This window comes from Herbaspirillum sp. Her3, from assembly GCF_057961275.1.
Window position 1 is genome coordinate 462,196 of record NZ_CM176328.1, and the last position, 18,653, is coordinate 480,848.

17 protein-coding genes are annotated in these 18,653 nt (G+C 64.1%); 11 read left to right on the plus strand and 6 right to left on the minus strand.

What is annotated here, in order from left to right; all coding sequences use genetic code 11:
• Positions 1 to 3: 3 nt before the first annotated feature.
• Positions 4 to 1,560, minus strand: coding sequence for a D-xylose ABC transporter ATP-binding protein (xylG, locus tag ACVC5H_RS02115; RefSeq protein WP_489620774.1), 1,557 nt, complete (start codon positions 1,558 to 1,560; stop codon positions 4 to 6).
• 105 nt (positions 1,561 to 1,665) lie between these two features.
• Positions 1,666 to 2,646 carry a D-xylose ABC transporter substrate-binding protein gene (gene xylF / locus ACVC5H_RS02120; RefSeq protein WP_374726462.1) on the minus strand — a complete coding sequence of 327 codons (981 nt, stop codon included), beginning with the start codon at positions 2,644 to 2,646 and terminating at the stop codon, positions 1,666 to 1,668.
• Positions 2,647 to 3,006: 360 nt separating this feature from the next.
• Between xylF and ACVC5H_RS02125 the strand changes: the two genes are divergently transcribed.
• The 7 genes from ACVC5H_RS02125 (at position 3,007) to ACVC5H_RS02155 (ending at position 10,960) form a co-directional block, all read left to right on the plus strand.
• Positions 3,007 to 4,281 (plus strand): XylR family transcriptional regulator, encoded by a 1,275-nt coding sequence (locus tag ACVC5H_RS02125; RefSeq protein ID WP_489620775.1) that lies wholly within the window; start codon positions 3,007 to 3,009, stop codon positions 4,279 to 4,281.
• Positions 4,278 to 5,342 (plus strand): aldose epimerase family protein, encoded by a 1,065-nt coding sequence (locus ACVC5H_RS02130; protein WP_489620776.1) that lies wholly within the window; start codon positions 4,278 to 4,280, stop codon positions 5,340 to 5,342. The genes ACVC5H_RS02125 and ACVC5H_RS02130 overlap by 4 nt, the downstream gene beginning before the upstream one ends.
• A gap of 245 nt (positions 5,343 to 5,587) precedes the next feature.
• Complete coding sequence (locus ACVC5H_RS02135) at positions 5,588 to 6,016, plus strand: DUF4160 domain-containing protein (RefSeq protein WP_489620777.1); 429 nt, start codon at positions 5,588 to 5,590, stop codon at positions 6,014 to 6,016.
• Positions 6,013 to 6,462, plus strand: a complete 450-nt coding sequence (locus tag ACVC5H_RS02140; protein ID WP_489620778.1) for a DUF2442 domain-containing protein — start codon at positions 6,013 to 6,015, stop codon at positions 6,460 to 6,462. The genes ACVC5H_RS02135 and ACVC5H_RS02140 overlap by 4 nt, the downstream gene beginning before the upstream one ends.
• 254 nt (positions 6,463 to 6,716) lie before the next feature.
• A complete protein-coding gene (locus tag ACVC5H_RS02145; RefSeq protein WP_489620779.1) occupies positions 6,717 to 7,328 on the plus strand; it encodes a (2Fe-2S)-binding protein in 612 nt (203 codons plus the stop codon).
• On the plus strand, positions 7,325 to 9,577 hold the full coding sequence (locus ACVC5H_RS02150) for a xanthine dehydrogenase family protein molybdopterin-binding subunit (protein ID WP_489620780.1): 2,253 nt from the start codon (positions 7,325 to 7,327) through the stop codon (positions 9,575 to 9,577). The genes ACVC5H_RS02145 and ACVC5H_RS02150 overlap by 4 nt, the downstream gene beginning before the upstream one ends.
• 18 nt (positions 9,578 to 9,595) lie before the next feature.
• A complete protein-coding gene (locus ACVC5H_RS02155) occupies positions 9,596 to 10,960 on the plus strand; it encodes a c-type cytochrome (protein ID WP_489620781.1) in 1,365 nt (454 codons plus the stop codon).
• Positions 10,961 to 11,044: 84 nt separating this feature from the next.
• On the opposite strand, the gene ACVC5H_RS02160 is transcribed toward ACVC5H_RS02155, so the two are convergent.
• Entirely contained in the window at positions 11,045 to 12,058 is a 1,014-nt protein-coding gene (locus ACVC5H_RS02160; RefSeq protein WP_489620782.1) for an XdhC family protein, read from the minus strand.
• Positions 12,059 to 12,431: 373 nt separating this feature from the next.
• Between ACVC5H_RS02160 and ACVC5H_RS02165 the strand changes: the two genes are divergently transcribed.
• The gene (locus ACVC5H_RS02165; protein WP_489620783.1) at positions 12,432 to 13,481 is read left to right on the plus strand and encodes an NAD(P)-dependent alcohol dehydrogenase; all 1,050 of its coding nucleotides are present in this window, start codon (positions 12,432 to 12,434) and stop codon (positions 13,479 to 13,481) included.
• Positions 13,482 to 13,579: 98 nt separating this feature from the next.
• Here ACVC5H_RS02165 and ACVC5H_RS02170 read toward each other — a convergent pair whose 3' ends face one another.
• Both ACVC5H_RS02170 and ACVC5H_RS02175 read right to left on the minus strand, forming a co-directional pair.
• Positions 13,580 to 13,993, minus strand: coding sequence for a (R)-mandelonitrile lyase (locus tag ACVC5H_RS02170; protein ID WP_489620784.1), 414 nt, complete (start codon positions 13,991 to 13,993; stop codon positions 13,580 to 13,582).
• Positions 13,990 to 15,216 carry an MFS transporter gene (locus ACVC5H_RS02175; protein ID WP_489620785.1) on the minus strand — a complete coding sequence of 409 codons (1,227 nt, stop codon included), beginning with the start codon at positions 15,214 to 15,216 and terminating at the stop codon, positions 13,990 to 13,992. Before ACVC5H_RS02175 ends, ACVC5H_RS02170 begins: the two co-directional genes overlap by 4 nt.
• 256 nt (positions 15,217 to 15,472) lie before the next feature.
• On the opposite strand from ACVC5H_RS02175, the gene ACVC5H_RS02180 reads away from it, so the two are divergent.
• Complete coding sequence (locus tag ACVC5H_RS02180; RefSeq protein WP_489620786.1) at positions 15,473 to 16,384, plus strand: LysR family transcriptional regulator; 912 nt, start codon at positions 15,473 to 15,475, stop codon at positions 16,382 to 16,384.
• Positions 16,385 to 16,499: 115 nt separating this feature from the next.
• Positions 16,500 to 16,964, plus strand: coding sequence for a cyclophilin-like fold protein (locus ACVC5H_RS02185; RefSeq protein ID WP_489620787.1), 465 nt, complete (start codon positions 16,500 to 16,502; stop codon positions 16,962 to 16,964).
• Between the two features lie 13 nt (positions 16,965 to 16,977).
• Here the strand turns inward: ACVC5H_RS02185 and ACVC5H_RS02190 are convergent, their stop codons facing one another.
• Positions 16,978 to 17,931, minus strand: coding sequence for a LysR family transcriptional regulator (locus ACVC5H_RS02190; RefSeq protein WP_489620788.1), 954 nt, complete (start codon positions 17,929 to 17,931; stop codon positions 16,978 to 16,980).
• A 152-nt stretch (positions 17,932 to 18,083) separates the two neighbouring features.
• On the opposite strand from ACVC5H_RS02190, the gene ACVC5H_RS02195 reads away from it, so the two are divergent.
• Complete coding sequence (locus ACVC5H_RS02195) at positions 18,084 to 18,641, plus strand: flavodoxin family protein (RefSeq protein ID WP_489620789.1); 558 nt, start codon at positions 18,084 to 18,086, stop codon at positions 18,639 to 18,641.
• Positions 18,642 to 18,653 lie beyond the last annotated feature (12 nt).

Consider the following 18,653-nt stretch of genomic DNA (forward strand, 5'->3'; position numbering starts at 1 on the left):
TGTTCAGACCGCCACCGCGCGTGGGGACGCTTGCGGGACAGGCTGGTTGATGGCGGCGGCCAGCACGGTTTCCTGGCTCAGGTTGTCGTTGATGAAGTCGCCGCGCAGTTTGCCTTCACCGATCACCAGCACGCGGTCCGACACGCCCAGTACTTCGGCCAGTTCGGACGAGACCATGATGATGGCCAGACCGGCCTTGGCCAGTTCCGAGATGAGCCGATAGATCTCGGCCTTGGCACCCACGTCCACGCCGCGCGTCGGTTCGTCCAGGATCAACACCTTGGGCTGGGCCAGCAGCATCTTGGCGAGCACCGCCTTTTGCTGGTTGCCGCCCGACAACCCCGTGATGGGCAGGAAGGGGGTAGCCGTCTTGACGCGCAGGCGGCTGATCTCGCCCTGGATGGTCTTCAGTTCGGCACTGCTGTCGATGCGGGTGCCACGCGAGAAGCGGTTCAACACCGTCAGCGTGATGTTCTGGCCCACGTCCAGGTCAGGCACGATGCCGTGGTGCTTGCGGTCTTCCGGCACCATGCACAGGCCCTGGCGGATCGACTTCAGGGGCGAGCCGGTATCGGCCGGCTTGCCCTCCAGCAGCACCTGCCCTTCATAGCGGCCGCGATAGGCGCCGAAGATGGCCGACACCAGTTCGGTACGGCCCGCACCGACCAGCCCGGCAATGCCCAGGATCTCACCCCGGCGCACCGAGAAGGAGACGTCATCGACCCGCTTGCGGCGTGGATTGTCGATGTCGTAGCAGGTGATGTGGCGGGCTTCCAGCACCACCTCGCCGATGGCGTGATTGCGCTCGGGATACATGGCGGTGATTTCGCGGCCGACCATCTGCGTGATGATCTTGTCCACGTCCATCTCCTGCATGGGGGTAGTGGCGATGTGCTTGCCGTCGCGGATCACCGAGATGGTGTCGCAGATATCGGCCACTTCGTCGAGCTTGTGGGAGATGTAGACGCAGGCGACGCCACGGGCCTTCAAATCCTTGATGATCTTCAACAGCACCGCGATTTCGGAGGCGGTGAGCGACGACGACGGTTCATCCAGGATCAAGAGGCGCGCATCCTTGTTGAGCGCCTTGGCGATCTCCACCAGTTGCTGGTGGCCGCCGCCGTATTGCGAGACCGGCAGGGCCACGTTGATGTCGGGCATGTTGAGCTCGCGCATCAGTTCTTCGGCGCGGCGATACATGGCCGGGTAGTTCATGCGCCCGCCCGGCAGGGTGATCTCGTGGCCCATGAAGATGTTCTCGGCCACCGACAGCTCGGGCACCAGCATCAGTTCCTGGTGGATGATGACGATGCCGGCGGCTTCGGTATCGCGCACCGAATGGGCCTGCAACGGCTTGCCGTCCCACAGGATCTCGCCGTCCCAGGTGCCGTGGGGATAGACCCCGGAGAGGATCTTCATCAGCGTCGATTTGCCCGCGCCGTTTTCACCGCACAGGCCCACGCATTCACCGGGCCGGATCTTGATGTCGATGCCATCGAGGGCACGCACACCGCCAAAGCTCTTGACGATGCCTTTCATTTCTAACAGATACTCGGACATGCCTGTTCTTTCCAGTCAGTCTGCAGGGTCTGCGCCGCAGGGCGGCACAGACGGCGATGCCGGCTGCCTCGGGGGATGCTGCAGCCGGCATGCTTGACTCAGGGATCAGCGGCCGTCGATCTGGGCCTGGGTGTAGAAGCCATCATCGACCAGGACCTTGACGTTTTCCTTGGTCAGCAGGATGGGTTTCAGGAGCAGGCTGTCGACCTTCTTGAAGCCGTTGTCATACTGGGCGTTGTAGGTCGGCTTCTCGTTGCGGGCCAGTTCCACGGACAGCTTGGCAGCTTCGGTGGCGATCTGCTTGAGCGGCTTGTAGACGGTCATGGTCTGGGTGCCTGCCACTACGCGCTTGACGGCCGCCAGGTCGGCATCCTGGCCCGAGACCGGCACTTTACCCGCCAGCTTCTGCGCGGCCAGGGCCTGGATCGCGCCACCCGCAGTGCCGTCGTTGGAGGCCACGATGGCATCGATCTTGTTGTTGTTGGCCGTCAGCGCATTCTCGACGATGGACAGGGCCTCGGTCGGGTTCCATTCCTTGACCCATTGCTGGCCGACGATCTTGATGTCGCCCTTGTCGATGTAGGGCTTCAGGGCCTTCATCTGGCCTTCGCGGAACATCTTGGCGTTGTTGTCGGTGGGCGAGCCGCCCAGGAGGAAGAAGTTGCCCTTGTTCTTGACCTTCAGGATGCCTTCGGCCTGCATTTCACCGACCTTCTCATTGTCGAAGGAGATGTAGGCATCGACGTCGGCGTTGAGGATCAGGCGGTCATAGGAGAGCACCTTGATGCCGGCCTTCTTGGCTTCCTTGATGGTGTTGGTCAGCACCGTGGCGTTGAAGGGGACGATCACGATCACGTCCACGCCGCGCGAGATCAGGTTCTCGATCTGCGAAATCTGGCGTTGCTCGCTGGCATCGGCCGATTGCACGTAGACCTTGGCGCCCAGCTTTTCGGCGGCGGCGGTGAAGAAGTCGCGGTCGCGCGCCCAGCGCTCCACGCGCAGGTCATCGATGGAAAAACCGATCTTGGGGTTCTTGGCGTCGGCCATGGCACTGCCGGCCACCATGGACAGGGTGGTCACGGTCATCAGCGCCAATACGGTCTTCTTCAGCATTGCCTTCATAGTCCAGTCTCCGATTGAATTGAATTTGAATTGATTATGATTTTTGAAGCGGCATGACCGGGTGGAATCGGTGGCCCGTTTTGGGGCAATCTCTTCCGGGGGCGCGTGGGGCCGAGCTTGTCAGGATGGGGTCACGCCGCATGATGGTGCGAGGGGGATACTAGCCCCGTGCGAATCCCCTCTACAATTACGAAATTCACCAAACGGCGTAGTGATTCTTTTTGTTGCAGGAGCACATATCGGCCTTTGTGACGATGGCTCGCTACAATTCCTCACCCGATAAAAAACGGCGCGCTTGCGACGCCGCCAGACAGGAGACAGAGCGTGGCAAAAGCTCCCACGGTGCACCGGATTGCGTTGCTCTTCAACGGCAACAAGATTTTCGACCGGGAAATCATTTCCGGCATCGGCGAATACCTCAGCAGTACCCGCGCCTCCTGGGACCTGTATCTGGAGGAGGACTTCCGCTGCCGTCCGCAAGGCATCGAGCGCTGGGCCGGGCATGGCATCATTGCCGACTTCGATGATCCGGTCACCACGGCCGCGCTGGAAGGCGTGCAGCTGCCGGTGGTGGCCATCGGCGGCTCCTATGCCGACCCCTCGCAATACCCGGCCAGCCGGCCCTACGTGGCCACCGACAACTACAAGATGGTCAAGCTGGCCTATGACCATCTGATCGAAGCCGGCCTGCAGCATTTCGCCCTGTTCAGCTTGCCCGAATCGCCCTGCAACCGCTGGGCGCAGGAGCGCGAGCGCATCTTCACCGACCTCACCGGGGCTGACGGCATCACCGGCCACATCTATCGCGGCGTGGGCACCAGCGCGCAGTCCTGGGATACCGCCGTGGAGCAGCAGATCGCCTGGGTGCGCAGCCTGCCCAAGCCGGTGGGCATCATCGCGGTGACCGATGCGCGGGCGCGCCAGTTGCTGCAGGCATGTCTGTTCGCCGGTATTGCCGTGCCGGAACAGGTGGCCCTGATCGGGATCGACAATGACCCGCTGGCGCGGGTACTGACGCGCATCCCCCTGAGTTCGGTGATCCAGGGTAGCGTCGAGATGGGCCGCACTGCCGCCCACCTGCTGCACCAGATGCTGCATGGCGCGCGCTTTCCGGACACGCGCATCATGGTGCCGCCGGTGGGTATCAACGTGTTGGCCTCCAGCCGCCATGAGGTGCGCAACCATCCGCACGTGATGCAGGCACTGCACTTCATCCGCCAGTACGCCTGCCAGGGCATCAAGACCGACCAGGTGGCCGACTACGTGGGCATATCGCGTTCCTCGCTGGAATGGTATTTCCGCCGCGAGCTGGGCCGCAGCGTCCATGACGAGATCCTGCGCTTCAAGCTGGAGGCCGCCAAGCGCATGCTGGAGCAGGCCGGCAGCCATGCCGCCGATATCGCCGTGAGCTGCGGCTTTACCACGGTGCAATACCTGCACGCCGTGTTCAAACGCGAACTGGGCTGCACGCCCCGGGAGTATCAGGAACAATTCATCGCCGGGCTGGAGCGCTCGGCCGCACCGCCCGCAACATCCGCCGCCACCGTCCGATCCAAGAAAAAAACCGCAGGGCCCTCCCTCCTTACCTCGATAAAATGACGCACTTCACTCTCTCCCACACCACTTCTGTCGACGGCATCCGTCTCTACACCCTGCGCAACCATACCGGCATGCGCGTGACCATCAGCGACCTCGGCGCCACCATGGTCAACTGGTGGGCCCCTGACCGCTATGGCCGCGAGGCCGACGTCCTGCTGGGCTTCGGCAGGGTGGAACAGTACCAGCACAACCCGGCGTATTTCGGCGCCATCGTCGGGCGCTGGGGCAACCGCATCGCCGGGGGGCGTTTCGAACTCGACGGCGTGGCCCATCAGGTCGATTGCAACGAAGGCGACAATCACCTGCATGGCGGCCGCGAAGGTTTCCATGCCCAGCGCTGGCTCGTGCAGCCCGATCCCGAGGGGCTGCGCCTGATGCTGGTCTCCCCGGCGGGGCAGGCGGGCTTTCCCGGCACGGTGATGGCATCGGTGCTGTACCGGCTGGATGACGAGGGCCAGCTACGCATCGACTACACCGCCACCAGCGATGCGGCCACGCCCATCAACCTGACCTCGCATGCCTACTTCAACCTCAATGGCGGCGCCGGCGATATCCGCGATCACATCATCGCCATCGAGGCCGACGCTTACCTGCAGGTCGATGCCAAGCTGATCCCCGAAGGCCGCGCCGACGTTGCCGGCAGTCCCTTCGATTTCCGCCAGCCGGCACCCATCGGCCCGCGCCTGGATTGGCCCGATCCGCAACTGAAACTGGCCGGCGGCTTCGACCACTGCTACTGCCTGCGCAGCGAACACGAAGCCGTTCCGGGCGAGAGCCGCGTGGCACAGGCCCTGCGCGAGGTGGCCAGTGTCTACGAACCGGGCTCGGGGCGCGAACTGCGTGTCTCCACCACCGAGACCGGGCTGCAGTTCTACAGCGGCAATTTCCTCTCCGGCGTGCAGGGCCGGGGCGAGCAGCCGTATGCCATCCATGACGGTTTCTGCCTCGAAGCGCAGTCCTATCCCGATCAGGTCAACACCCCATTGCGCGAGGCCGTCATCCTGCGGCCGGGGCAGGTGTACCGGCAGACTACGGTGTATCGGCTGGGGGTGCGGGATTGATGGTCGTGCGCGCCGTGTGAATGCATTGAAAAAATTGAAGAAGGCGGCGCTATCTTCCCCTTGCCGCTGACATCTTTCCCTCCCCTCCTTAGCCTCCTTGGAACACGTCATCGCTGAACGCGGTGCCGTGTCCGCTCCCTCGCATTCATCTGTTGCTTTCCGTACTAGTGCCGGCTCCCGCGCCGCCTGGCCTTGCGCAGGACTTGCATTGGGGTCTCCAATACAATAACCTAACGGTTAGGTTTATGAAAATCTGCTCTCATCGAGGATTCGTCGTTTCGATTTTCACCCGTGACGAGCACTGTCCGCCGCACGTCCATGTGGGTAACGACCGCTGGGATGCCCGTTTTCGCTTCAGTTTCTGGCATAACGGCGTGGGGCTGTGGGATGTAAAACCGATACGGCATGGTCCAGGTGCTGCCCTGCTGGAAGAGTTGAGGGAAGTAATCGAGCAGCCGGGCAATCTGCGGCTGGCACGCCAGCGATGGTGGCTGAGCCGGCACTCTGTCTGCGTTGATAACCAGCATTGGGACCCGGGCCGGGAAGAGGTCGTCAGTCTCAGCGTATTTCGAAGAAATACCTTCGCCATCCTCGGGGCTGTCTACGAGCCGTGGTGTGACAGGACGATATTGCAACTTGTGGGGCAAGCCAACCCCGTGGAGATCGAGCTATGACAATCAAAGCAAAGAAACGCGACAATCCGCCCGTCACCGATGAGGTTCTGGATCAGGCCATGACGTTGGGCCGCCAGCGGCGCGGCGCCGACGCGCAAGCCATTCAGGTGAGGTATCTGCCGGCCCTTGAAGCCATTGCCGTGGTATTTGCCGACAGGACCGCCATCCTCCTGCCCATCGACAACTACCCGGAGTTCACCACGCTGAGCACCGCCGAACTGGGGCGCCTCGAGATCGGTTACGCCGGCAGCGCGCTATGCCTTGAAGAGCGCGACCTGCACGTATCCATTGCCGGACTGGTCGCCGCCAGCCCCTCGCTGATGAAGCTGGCCATGACAGTTGCCGCCGCGCGCAACGGCAGCCGCAGCAGCGAGGCCAAGGTCCTGGCGGTACGCGAAAACGGCAAGAAGGGCGGACGGCCCCGCAAGCTGCCCGACATCGGTTAGCCGGATCGAAACGGACTTCGCGCTGTTGCGCCCGGGCGTTCGGCCGCCCCCTGTTCCCCGGCGTTTTCCTTCACCTCCGGACGAGATTCATTAGCTCGTCTAATATCCCCTTTAAGTCCAGCTCGGCTAATCAGTCCCGGCATGATGCGCCATCATGCCGGGATTACTTTTAGTGTCGCCTTGCTGCGTCCTTCACATCCCTCCAGAGCGCCCGTCCGCGCTGGCTTGCGTTCTCAACCCCGATGGCAGGAACCATGGAACTCCAGATCAACGACAAGACTTACCAGATCACCTCCGATGCCGAAACGCCCCTGCTGTGGGTGATCCGCGACGAACTCGGCATGACCGGGACCAAGTACGGCTGCGGCCTGGCCCAATGTGGTGCCTGTTCAGTGATGGTCGACGGCGAGGTGCTGCGCTCCTGCGTCATGCCGGTGGGCGCCATGGCCGGGCGCAAGGTCACCACGATAGAAGCGGTCACCGCCGATCCGGTCGGCCAGAAAGTGGTCGATGCCTGGGTCAAACACCAGGTGCCGCAATGCGGCTATTGCCAGTCCGGCCAAGTGATGGCCGCCACGGCCCTCCTGAAGCAGGTGGCCCAGCCCAGCGACGAACAGGTCGCCGCCGCGATGGTCAACCTCTGCCGCTGCGGTACCTACAACGCCATCAAGGCGGCCATGCATGACCTGTCGGGCGCAACCGCCACCCCCGCTGCGCCCACCGCTACGGCGCCTGCGGCACCTGCCGCTTCCGGTGGCCTCAACCAGAGCGCCGTCGCTGCTGCCGCCTTAGTCGGCGTGGGCGCGGTGGCTGCGATCCAGTGGAGCAAGACCCAGAAAGCCAAGGCCGGCAAGGAGCAAGCATGAACCAACCGCACGATCTGCCCCTGCACGAACTGTTGCCCGAGGGCGAGCCGGTCAACGTCTCGCGCCGCCGCTTCCTGCTGGCCTCGGCCGGCACCGCCGCCGGTTCGCTGGTGGTCGGCTTCGCACTGCCGGCCGGCACCGCCCGCGCCCAGGCCAATGCGGCACCGGCCGCACCGGGAACCAGGGTGCCCGCCTTCCTCGAAATCCGTCCCGACGACAGCATCCACCTGCAAAGCCCCTTCGTCGAAGGCGGGCAGGGCATCTTCACGGCCATGGCGCAGATCGTGGGCGAAGAGCTGGATGCCGATCCGGCCCGTTTCGTGGTCCACAACGCGCCCGCCAATGACCAGTACAAGGTGATGGACATCGGCATTCGCATTACCGGCGGCAGCATGTCGGTGCGCACCAGCTATCCGACCATGCGCCGCGTGGGTGCCCTGGCGCGCCATCTGCTGATGCAGGCTGCCGCCAACCAATGGCAGGTGCCGCTGGCGAGCCTCTCCACCGAGCCCGGCCGCGTACTGCATGCCGCCAGCGGCCGCTCGATGCGTTATGGCGAGCTCGCCCCCAAGGCGCTGGACTTGCCCAATCCACCGCTGGAGACCATCAAGCTCAAGGACGACAGCCAGTTCCGCTGGATCGGCAAGCCCCTGGCGCGATTGGATGTGCTCGACAAATCCACCGGCCGCGCGCAGTACGGTATCGATACGCAGGTGGAGAACATGCTGCAGGCCGCCGTGCAACACGCGCCCCGCCTGGGCCTGGACGTGGGCAGCATCCGCAATGAAGCCGAGGTGCGCAAGATGGCCGGCGTGCATTCGGTGCATCGCCTGCCCGGCGCGGTGGCCGTGGTGGCCGAGCGCTGGTGGAATGCGAAACGCGCCGTCGAAGCGCTGCAGGTCGACTGGAGTGACCCCGGTCCGGCACCGGATCGCCGCTACGTGCCGGCCGACTTTTCCACCGAGGGCTTCGCCGACCAGCTGGCCAGGTCCACCGCCACGGTGGATGAGTCCGAGAACGAAGGCGACGTGGCCAAGGCCCTGGCCAGCGCCAAGACCGTGGTGCAAGCCAGCTACCGCAGCCAGTACCTGAATCACGCGCAACTGGAGCCACCCTCGGCCACAGCCCGCTTCAATGCCGATGGCACGCTGGAGATGTGGATACCCAACCAGGCACCGGAGATGTTCCAGGGTGCCATCGCCAAGCAGACCGGACTGGCTCCGGAAAAGATCATCATCCATTCGCCGCTGCTGGGCGGCTTCTTCGGCCGTCACTTCCTCTACGAGACGGCCATGGTGTTCCCGCAGGCGATCCAGCTGGCCAAGGCCGTGGGCCGGCCGGTCAAGGTGATCTGGAGCCGCGAGGAGGAATTCTCCCGCGACACCATGCGTCCGATGGCAGTGGTGCAGTTCCGCGCCGGCCTGGATGACAAGGGTTTCCCCATCGCCATCGAAGCCATCAGCGCCACCGAAGGTCCGACCGAATCGATTGCCAACAAGCGCAACAAGATCGACCCGACCGCGCTGGAAGGGCTGGCCGGCAAGTCCTATCAGTTTGCCCACAAGCGCATCGGCCAGCGTTTCGTGAAGAATCCGCCCATCCTTGGGTATTGGCGTTCGGTCGGCAATTCGATGAATGACTTTTTCTACGAAGCCTTCCTCGACGAGATCGCCGACAAGGGTGGCCAGGATCCCTATGAGTTGCGCCTGCGTCTGCTGCAGGGCAATGAGCGCCTGACCACACTGCTGCGTGCGGCCGCCGATCTTTCCGGTGGCTGGAAGCGCGGTCCCTTCACAGCGCCCGACGGCACGCGCCGTGCGCGCGGTATCGCCATGGCCAAGGCCTTCGGCACGGAGACGGCAGCCATCGCCGAAGTCTCCATCGAGAACGGCCAGGTGCGCGTGCACGACATCTGGGAAGCCATCGATCCTGGCCGCATCGTCAATCCGGCTATCGTCGAGGCCCAGGTCAATGGTGCAGTCACGCTGGGCCTGTCGCAGGTCTTGCTGGAAGAGGTGGTCTACAAGGAAGGCGCACGCGTGGCGCGCAACTACGATCTCTATCCCATCCTGCCGCCGCAGCGCATGGCACGGGTCCACGTGAAGATCATCGAGAGTGGCGCCAAGATGGGCGGCATCGGCGAGCCGCCGCTGCCGGCCGTGCCGCCGGCGGTGGCCAATGCGGTATCGCACCTCACGGGCCAGCGCATCCGCAGCATGCCGCTGTCGCATTACACCTTCAAGGCCTGATGGCGGACTGACGCATTCATGACTTACAACAAAAGCGCGAAACTGCGCCTCTTCCTGCTGATCGTCCTGGTGCTGGTGATGGCCGCGGCCTGGATCGCCCTGCGTACGCCGGCTTCGCCTTTCGATGCCGCACCGGCACCGGCACCAGCGCCGCCCTCGGCCGAACTGATCCAGCGCGGCGAATATGTGGCACGCCAGGCCGACTGCGTGGCCTGCCACAGTACGCCCAAGAGCAAGCCCTTCGCCGGTGGCCTGGAAATGGCTACCCCGCTGGGCTCCATCTATGCCACCAACATCACGCCGGACCGGGGCAGCGGCATCGGCGACTACACCCTGGCCGAGTTTGATCGCGCCCTGCGCCACGGTGTGGCGCGTGACGGCCACCGGCTCTATCCGGCCATGCCCTATCCCTCCTACGCCAAGATGTCGGATGAGGACGTGGGCGCGCTCTATGCCTACTTCATGCATGGCGTCAAACCGGTGGTGCAGGCCAACCAGGAAAGCGAGATCCCCTGGCCGCTCAACATGCGCTGGCCGCTGGCCTTCTGGAATCTGGCCTTCACCAGCCCGCATCCTTACCAGCCCGATCCGCAACGGGATGCACTCTGGAATCGGGGTGCCTATCTGGTCCAGGGTGCCGGCCACTGCGGCAGCTGCCATACGCCGCGTGGCGTGGCGATGAACGAGAAGGGACTCGACGGCGGCAACCCGCTGTACCTGTCCGGGGCGCTGCTCGATGGCTGGTATGCTCCCAGCCTGCGCGGCGACTTCAACACCGGCATCGGCCGCTGGAGCGAGGCGGAGGTGGTGCAGTTCCTCAAGACCGGCCGCAACCAGCATGCGGTGGTGTTCGGTTCCATGGCCGATGCCTTCAACAATTCCACGCAATTCCTGAGCGACCAGGATCTGCAGGCCATCGCCCGCTACCTGAAGTCGTTGCCGGGCGACCCCGGGCGCGATGGCGAACCGTGGAAGTACGACGCCAGTACCACCGCCGCCCTGGCTGCGCAACGCCTGGAGACGCCCGCTGCGCGCACCTACATGGCCAAGTGCGCGGCCTGCCATGCGGTCGATGGACGTGGCCGTGCACCCTGGATTCCGCCGTTGGCCGGTGCGGTCTCTTCGCTGGCCAAGGAAGATGCCTCGGCCATCAACGTCACCCTGAATGGCTCGGCCCGCGTGGTGGCTGACGGCGTGCCCGATTCCTACCGTATGCCGCCTTTCCGCAGCCAGTTGAGCGATGCCGAGATTGCCGACGTACTCAGCTTCGTGCGCAGCAGCTGGGGCAACCATGGCGGCGCGGTCAAGGCGGAAGACGTCAAGACCCTGCGCGAACGCACCAATCCGGCCAGCAGCAATCCCATCGTGTTGCAGATGCGCTGATCCTGTTTTTCATGAAGTCCCGTTCGGACCGCTGGCCTTGGCAGGCAGCGGTCCTTTTTTCATGACGGGAAGAACCAGGGAGGATTACCGTGTGACGCCGGAGGTCTTCATGGCTGCCACGGAATGGACCGGAGACAAGGCCACGCCATTCTTGACGGCCAGTACCTCGGCCATCACGCTCACCGCGATTTCCGCAGGTGTCTTGCTGCCGATGTAGAGCCCGATGGGCCCGCGCAAGCGCGCCAGGCTTTCTTCGGTCTGTCCGAAGTGGGTGATCATGCGATCCTTGCGCGCGGCACTGTTGCGGCGCGAGCCGATGGCGCCGACATAGAAGGCCGGGCTGGCCACCGCTTCCAGCAGTGCGAGGTCATCCAGCTTGGGATCGTGGGTGAGAGCGATGACGCAGCTGCGCTGATCGGGGCGGAAGGCCAGCACGGCATCGTCGGGCATGTCGGTGACGATGCGTACGCCCTCCACCGACCAGCTGCCCAGGTATTCCGAACGCGGATCGCAGATGGTCACCGAAAAGCCGTTGAAGAGCGCCATCGTCGCCAGGTATTCGGCCAGCATGCCGGCGCCGATCAACAGCATGCGGTAGTCCGGCCCCATGGTATGGCGCAGCGTGTGGCCATCGAACACCAGCTCGGCGGGCGACTCACTCACCTCGATGCGGCTGCTGCCGTCGTGGCAATCCACGCTGCGGCAGACCAGCTGGCCATGCTCCAGCTGCTGCACCAGCGCATCCAGCGTGCCGGCCGGCGGATCGAATTCCAGCAGCAGCGCCAGTGTGCCGCCGCAGGGCAGGCCGAAGCGGTGAGCTTCATCGGCATCGATGCCGTAGCGTACCTGCTGCGGTGCCGCGGCGCGGCCCCAGGCTGCCGGGCGCTGACTGAGGTACTGGAACAGGAGGTCATCCTCGATGCAGCCGCCGGAGACCGACCCGATGAGCCGGCCGTCATCACGGATCGCCAGCTGGGATCCCACCGGCCGCGGCGACGAGCCCCAGGTCGAGACCACGGTAGCCAGCAGCGCGCTACGGCCGTCGCGGCGCCAGTCACGCAGGGCGCGCAATACCTTGAGGTCGGTGGTGTCGTTCATTGCGGGGTCATTCACAGGATGTTCACGAAGCGTTACAGGCGGCCAGTCTGACATGACATCGCTGCCGGAACTAATTAGTCCGGCTTATAGACCAATTAAGCCCGGACCGGCTAATCCCGCTTCGCATGATGAGGCAGAATCGGCAGGCTGGCACGCACTCTGTCCGCAAGGCGGACTGTCTCATTGCGCCGTGGCGGATGTCTCGGGAATGACTCGCCCGTGTCCGTTCCGGTCTTGGAATTTTAGGCAGGAATCGTGGCGGAATAGGTCTGTCTTCCTTGTTTGACGGACGCCACAATATCCCATTTTCATGACAGGCTGCCCACCCTCTTTGCCTGTCAATTTTCATCGCCAGCTTACTTTAGGAGATCCCATGCAAGTACATGCTTATGGCGCCCACGCAGCCGACAAGCCGATCGAACATCTCGAAATCACCCGCCGCGCCACCGGCTCGCACGACGTGCAGATCGACATCGCCTATTGCGGCATCTGCCACTCCGACCTGCACCAGGTCCGTTCCGAATGGGCCGGCACCCAATACCCCTGCGTTCCCGGCCACGAGATCGTGGGCCGTGTCGCGGCCGTGGGCAACCACGTCAGCAAGTTCAAGGTCGGCGATCTGGTCGGCGTGGGCTGTATCGTCGACAGCTGCCAGAGTTGCCCGGACTGCGAAGAAGGCCTGGAAAACTATTGCGACAACATGGTCGGCACCTACAACGGCAAGACCGACGACGCCCCCGGCTGGACCATGGGCGGCTACTCGCAGCAGATCGTGGTGCATGAGCGCTATGTGTTGAACGTGCGCCATCCGGAAGCCGACCTGGCCGCCGTGGCCCCGCTGCTGTGCGCCGGCATCACCACCTATTCGCCGCTGCGCCACTGGGGCGCCGGTCCCGGCAAGAAGGTCGGCGTGGTCGGCATCGGCGGCCTCGGCCACATGGGCATCAAGATCGCCCACGCCATGGGCGCGCACGTGGTGGCCTTCACCACCTCGGATTCCAAGCGCGCCGATGCCAAGGCCCTGGGCGCCGATGAAGTGGTGGTCTCGCGCAATGCCGAAGAGATGGCTGCGCATGCCAAGAGCTTCGACTTCATCCTCAATACCGTGGCCGCACCGCATGACCTGGATGTCTTCCTGGCATTGTTGAAGCGCGAAGGCACCATGACCCTGGTCGGCGCACCGGCCACGCCGCATCCCTCGCCAAACGTCTTCAGCCTCATCATGAAGCGCCGTTCGCTGGCCGGCTCCCTCATCGGCGGCATCCCCGAGACCCAGGAAATGCTGGACTTCTGCGCCGAACACGGCATCGTCGCCGACATCGAGCTCATCCGTGCCGAGGAGATCAACACTGCCTACGAGCGCATGCTCAAGGGCGACATCAAGTACCGCTTCGTGATCGATAACGCCAGCATGGCAGCTTGATCGCCGATATCTGACGCAGCCATGAAGTGCGTGAAAGCGGGCCGGCGCCATCAGAGGTGCCGGCCCTTTTTTGTCGGAGCGATTGCGGGAACGCGGCCTCAATCGGCCACGACCGGCCCGCCAAGGTATTGCTCATCACTGACCGGCTCCATCCACTCGACGTTCTTGCCATCGAGCAGTTCGGTGATGGCCACGTGCGTCATCGCCGTGGTGGCGGTAGCACCGTGCCAGTGACGGCGCTGGCACGGGCACCACACCACGTCGCCGGCCCGGATCTCGGTACGCGGGCCGCCTTCGCATTGGGTCCAGCCCACCCCCTGGGTGACGATCAGGGTCTGGCCCAGCGGATGGGTATGCCAGACCGTGCGGGCACCGGGTTCGAAGGTGACGATGGCGCCGCCTGCACGCGCCGGTTCCTCGCCCTGGAAGAAACTGTCGATGCGCACGTTGCCGGTGAAAAAGGAGGCCGGACCTTTGGCCGAAGGAGTGCTGCCGTTACGGATGATTTTCATGGAGAAGTCCTCTTGGTGGATGAATGCCCGCGATCCTGGCGCGCCGTGAGCGCCGCCAGCAAGGCAGCGGCCAACAGCACGCCGGCGCTGGCAAAGAAGCTGAATCGATAGCCGCCGTGATCGAACAGCAGGCCGCCCATGGTGGATCCCAGTCCGATGGCCAGTTGCACCAGCGCGACCATCAGCCCGCCACCGGCTTCGGCGTCCTCGGGCAGGGTACGGGCCACCCACGACCACCAGCCCACGGGCGCAGCCGTAGCGGTCAGGCCCCATAGCGCCAGCAGCAGGCTCACCGGCAGCACGTGGTGACCGCAGGCCACCAGTGCCAGCGCGATGATGGCCATCAGCAGCGGGATGAAGACCAGCGTGGCATAGAACGAACGCTGCAGCAGCCGCCCGATCAGCGTGGTGCCGATGAAGCCGGCCACGCCGATCAGCAGCAGGATCAGCGACAGGGTTTGGACCTGGACGCGCGTCTCGTTTTCCAGGAAGGGACGCAGATAGGTGAACAGCGTGAACTGGCCCATGAAGAGCAGGCTCACACCCGCCATGCCCAAGGCCACCAGGGGCGTGGCGAGCAGTGCCAGGGGATGCGGTGCGGCCTCTGCACGCGCCGCAGGGCGCATCGATGGCAGGCTGGCCGCTTGCCACAGCAGTGCCAGCAAGGCCACCGGTGCCAGGCACAGGAAGGCGCAGCGCCAGCCGATGACGGCACCGAGATAGCTGCCCAGCGGTGCGGCCACCACCGTGGCCAGGGCATTGCCGCCATTGAAGATGGCCAGTGCGCGCCCCACCTTGTGCGGCGGTACCAGGCGGATGGCTGCGGCGGCCGACATCGACCAGAAGCCGCCGATGGCAATGCCGATCAGCACCCGCCCGGCCATGTAGACGGGATAGTTGGGTGCGAACGCAATGACCGGACCGGACAGCAGCATCAGTGCCGTCAGCCACAGCAGCAGCGTCTTGCGCGGCAGCCTGCCGGCCAGGCGTGCAATCGACAGGCTGGTGAGCACGGCGAAGGCGCCGGAGACCGAGATGGCCTGCCCGGCCAGCCCTTCGCTGACCCCGAGATCATGCGCGATGGGCGTCAGCAGGCTCACCGGCATGAATTCCGAGGCCACCAGCGCAAAGGCCGTGAGCGTCATGGCGAAGACGCCGCTCCAGCAGGCGCGCGCAGGTGCATCGGACGCGAGAGGCAATACCGTGGAAGAAGAACTGCTCATGATGATGGCCGGCAATACCCTGCCAGCCGCGTCACGCCATTGAGCGTACGCAGCACTGGCAGTGCCTGCCTTGGAGAATGTGGAAGCTGACCAGTGTCACCCGTCCGCTCCATATTGACTAGGTAATCAATCCTTAATTACCCTATTAGAAGAACTAATCAATGAATCCCATCCCCCTCCGGCATCGCGTCCTGTTTCCATCGGGCCGATTTCAGGCTGACCTGATTTTCTTGCTCACCATTGGAAGGGTGGCTGCATGATCAAACGCAATCTCAACGACTTGCTGGGCTTCGTCACCGTTGCGCGCGAGGGCAGCTTCACGCGCGCCGCCGCCACTCTGGGCGTGACGCAATCGGCGCTCTCACAAGCCATCCGTGGCCTGGAAGAGCGCCTGCAAATTCGCCTGTTGACCCGCACTACGCGCAGCATCGCGCTCACACCAGCAGGTGAACGCCTGATCCAGACCATCGGCAACCGCTTCGACGAGATCGAAGCCGAACTCGATGCGCTCACCGCCCTGCGCGAAAAACCCGGCGGGACCGTGCGCATCACCTGCGGCGACGGCATGATCCAGCGCGTCCTGCTGCCCAAGCTGGCGCCGCTGTTGAAACACTATCCCGACATCAAGCTGGAATTCGACATGAGCTACGCCCTGCGCGATATCGTGGCGGACCGCTTCGATGCCGGGGTGCGCTGGGGCAAGACCATCGACCGCGACATGATTGCGGTACCCATCGGCCCGCCCCTGCGCATGGTGGTGGCGGCCGCGCCGGAGTACTTCACGCGCTATCCGGTGCCGCAGCATCCGCACGATCTGATGGGCCAGGATTGCATCAACCAGCGCATGCCCTCCTCGGGCGGGCTCTATGTGTGGGACTTTGAAAAGGACGGTGAGAAGATCAACGTGCGCGTTGATGGCGCACTCATCTTCAACACCGTGCCACCCCAGATCGACGCGGCCCTGGCCGGACTTGGCGTGGTACTGCTGCCGGAAGATGAGCTGCAAGCCCATCTCGACAGCGGCCAGCTGGTGCGGGTGCTGGAGGACTGGTGCCCGGTCTTCGAAGGCTATCACCTCTACTATCCGAGCCGTCGCCAGCCGTCGCCAGCGTTTTCGCTGGTGGTCAATGCGCTACGCTACGAGGGTCGCTCGCGCCAGCCGGGCTGATGACGCTGGGCAGGATTCATAAGCTGGGCTGATAACAGTATTCAGAGAGCCGGGGCTAATCAGAAACCGCTGGTGTGGCGACAATCGGCGCTGACAAATTTTCTGCGGGCTGCCTATGTCTTCTTCATTCCTGCCGCGCCTGATACTGAGCGGTTTCCTGATGGCTGCTGCGGCAAGCCTGTTGCCGATGGAAGCCCTGGCCCAGACCCGTTCTCCTGCCAAGAGCCTGCCCATGACCCTGCGCATCACCATTGCCGACACCATCCTCACTGCCCGCCTCGAAGCCGGCCAGGCCGCCCGGGATTTCGCTGCGCAGCTGCCGCTGACGCTGGAACTCTCCGACTACAACCAGACCGAGAAGATCGCCCAACTGCCCCGCAAGCTCAATATCCGCGGCGAGCCGGAAGGCTACACGCCGCATACCGGGGACATCGCCTTCTACGCGCCCTGGGGCAATATCGCCTTGTTCTACCGGGACTTCTCTTATTCGAAAGGCTTGGTCAAGCTCGGTCACATTACGGGCAACCTCGACGTGTTGCGCCAGCCGGGCCCCTACACGGCCCTGATCGAGCAGGAGTGAATCGTCCCCACGATCACGCCGCGTACTTGCGCAGCGTGGCCAGCGGCACGTGGAGTTCTTCCATGGCCGCGAAACTTTCCAGCAGATAATCCACCGCCACCCGCACACGTGGGGCCACCAGCGCACGATGCGGATACTGCAGGCACATCTCGTAATGGCCGGGATGATGGCTGCGCGGCAGCAGCATCTTCAACTCGCCGCGCTGCAGATGGCGCCATGCATGATGGGCCCCCACCTCGGCCACGCCCAGGCCGGCCAACGCCGCTTGCACGAGCGTCTCCGGGGAGGAGAGGGTCAGCAGCGCCTGTTCGGTATTCCAGGTCGTCATGCTGCCGTCGCTGCCCTGGAAATTCCAGGGCGATACCTTGCCTCCCAGGAACTTGCGCGTGATCAGATCGTGCTTGTGCAGGTCCTGCGGTCGGCGCGGCGTGCCGCGCGCTTCCAGGTAGGCCGGGCTGGCCACCAGCACCAGGTTCAGCTTGCAGATGGTGCGCGAGACCAGTGAGGAATCGGCAATGCGTCCACCCCGGATGGCCAGGTCATAGCCGTCCTGTACCAGGTCGATCACCCGGTCATCGAAATCCACCTCCAGCGACAGCGCCGGATAGCGCCTGGTCAGGCCGGGCAGCAGCGGCAGCAACTGTTCGCGGCCAAAGGCCGCGCTGGTGGAAATGCGGACACGGCCGGTCGGCGCTGCGCGCGCAGCGACCACGACATCGGTGGCCTGGTCCAGTGCATCCAGGGCAATGCGCGCCTGGCGCAGGAAGGCGTTGCCTTCCTCGGTCAGGTTCAGGCTGCGCGTGGTGCGGTTCATCAGCCGCACGCCCAGCGCCGTCTCCAGTCCGGCCACGTTCTGGCTGACCGCCGCCGAGGAAATACCCAGCGCCCGGCCGGCACCGGCAAAGCTGCCGCTATCGGCCGCCTGCACAAAGGAAATGATCGCGCGTACCCGCTGTGAGGTATCCATGCCAGGTGTTCTCCGGAAAAACGATTGATAAGTTCATCTTGACGAATCCTAAATGATTGCACCGCTACCGTCATCGAATCATCTTGCCCAGAATAAGTCCCGTCACCGTCTGATCCGGTTTGACTCACTTTGACTTACCCACAGGAGAAACCATGAACATCAGCATCGTCTTCGACAGCGGCTACGGCCACACCGAAAAACTCGCGCAATCCGTGGCACGCGGCGTGGAGGAGGTCGCGGGTGCCCGCGCCATCCTGGTGCCGCTATCGGCCGGCAGTGTCGACTGGACCGCCATCGCCGGCAGCGAAGCTGTCATCTTCGGCTCGCCGACCTACAACGGCACCATCTCGGCGCGCTTCAAGCAGTTCATGGAAGACTCCACCCGCCAGGCGTGGATCCCGCAGACCTGGCGCAACAAGGTCGCTGCCGGCTTCACCAATTCCGGCGCGCTGCATGGCGACAAGCTCAATTCCCTGGTGACCATGGCACTGTTCGCCGCCCAGCACGGCATGCTCTGGGCGGGTGTCGATCTGTTCCCCGGCAAGACCGGTGACGAACTCAACCGTATCGGTGGCTGGCTGGGCGCCATGGCGCAATCCGACGATGCCCCAGCCGACGTCACCCCCGGCGCCAGCGACCTGGCCACGGCGGCCTACCTGGGCAAGCGCGTGGCTGAAGTGGCCGCGCAATTCGCACGCGGCCGCGCCTGATTGCAAAGGAAT

Bases quoted from the DNA above. Each gene is read 5' to 3' on its own strand.
- xylG (WP_489620774.1), bottom strand. From the start codon at position 1,560: ATGTCCGAGTATCTGTTAGAAATGAAAGGCATCGTCAAGAGCTTTGGC.
- xylF (WP_374726462.1), bottom strand. From the start codon at position 2,646: ATGACCGTGACCACCCTGTCCATGGTGGCCGGCAGTGCCATGGCCGAC.
- ACVC5H_RS02130 (WP_489620776.1), top strand. From the start codon at position 4,278: ATGACGCACTTCACTCTCTCCCACACCACTTCTGTCGACGGCATCCGT.
- ACVC5H_RS02135 (WP_489620777.1), top strand. From the start codon at position 5,588: ATGAAAATCTGCTCTCATCGAGGATTCGTCGTTTCGATTTTCACCCGT.
- ACVC5H_RS02140 (WP_489620778.1), top strand. From the start codon at position 6,013: ATGACAATCAAAGCAAAGAAACGCGACAATCCGCCCGTCACCGATGAG.
- ACVC5H_RS02145 (WP_489620779.1), top strand. From the start codon at position 6,717: ATGGAACTCCAGATCAACGACAAGACTTACCAGATCACCTCCGATGCC.
- ACVC5H_RS02150 (WP_489620780.1), top strand. From the start codon at position 7,325: ATGAACCAACCGCACGATCTGCCCCTGCACGAACTGTTGCCCGAGGGC.
- ACVC5H_RS02155 (WP_489620781.1), top strand. From the start codon at position 9,596: ATGACTTACAACAAAAGCGCGAAACTGCGCCTCTTCCTGCTGATCGTC.
- ACVC5H_RS02160 (WP_489620782.1), bottom strand. From the start codon at position 12,058: ATGAACGACACCACCGACCTCAAGGTATTGCGCGCCCTGCGTGACTGG.
- ACVC5H_RS02165 (WP_489620783.1), top strand. From the start codon at position 12,432: ATGCAAGTACATGCTTATGGCGCCCACGCAGCCGACAAGCCGATCGAA.
- ACVC5H_RS02170 (WP_489620784.1), bottom strand. From the start codon at position 13,993: ATGAAAATCATCCGTAACGGCAGCACTCCTTCGGCCAAAGGTCCGGCC.
- ACVC5H_RS02175 (WP_489620785.1), bottom strand. From the start codon at position 15,216: ATGAGCAGTTCTTCTTCCACGGTATTGCCTCTCGCGTCCGATGCACCT.
- ACVC5H_RS02180 (WP_489620786.1), top strand. From the start codon at position 15,473: ATGATCAAACGCAATCTCAACGACTTGCTGGGCTTCGTCACCGTTGCG.
- ACVC5H_RS02185 (WP_489620787.1), top strand. From the start codon at position 16,500: ATGTCTTCTTCATTCCTGCCGCGCCTGATACTGAGCGGTTTCCTGATG.
- ACVC5H_RS02190 (WP_489620788.1), bottom strand. From the start codon at position 17,931: ATGGATACCTCACAGCGGGTACGCGCGATCATTTCCTTTGTGCAGGCG.
- ACVC5H_RS02195 (WP_489620789.1), top strand. From the start codon at position 18,084: ATGAACATCAGCATCGTCTTCGACAGCGGCTACGGCCACACCGAAAAA.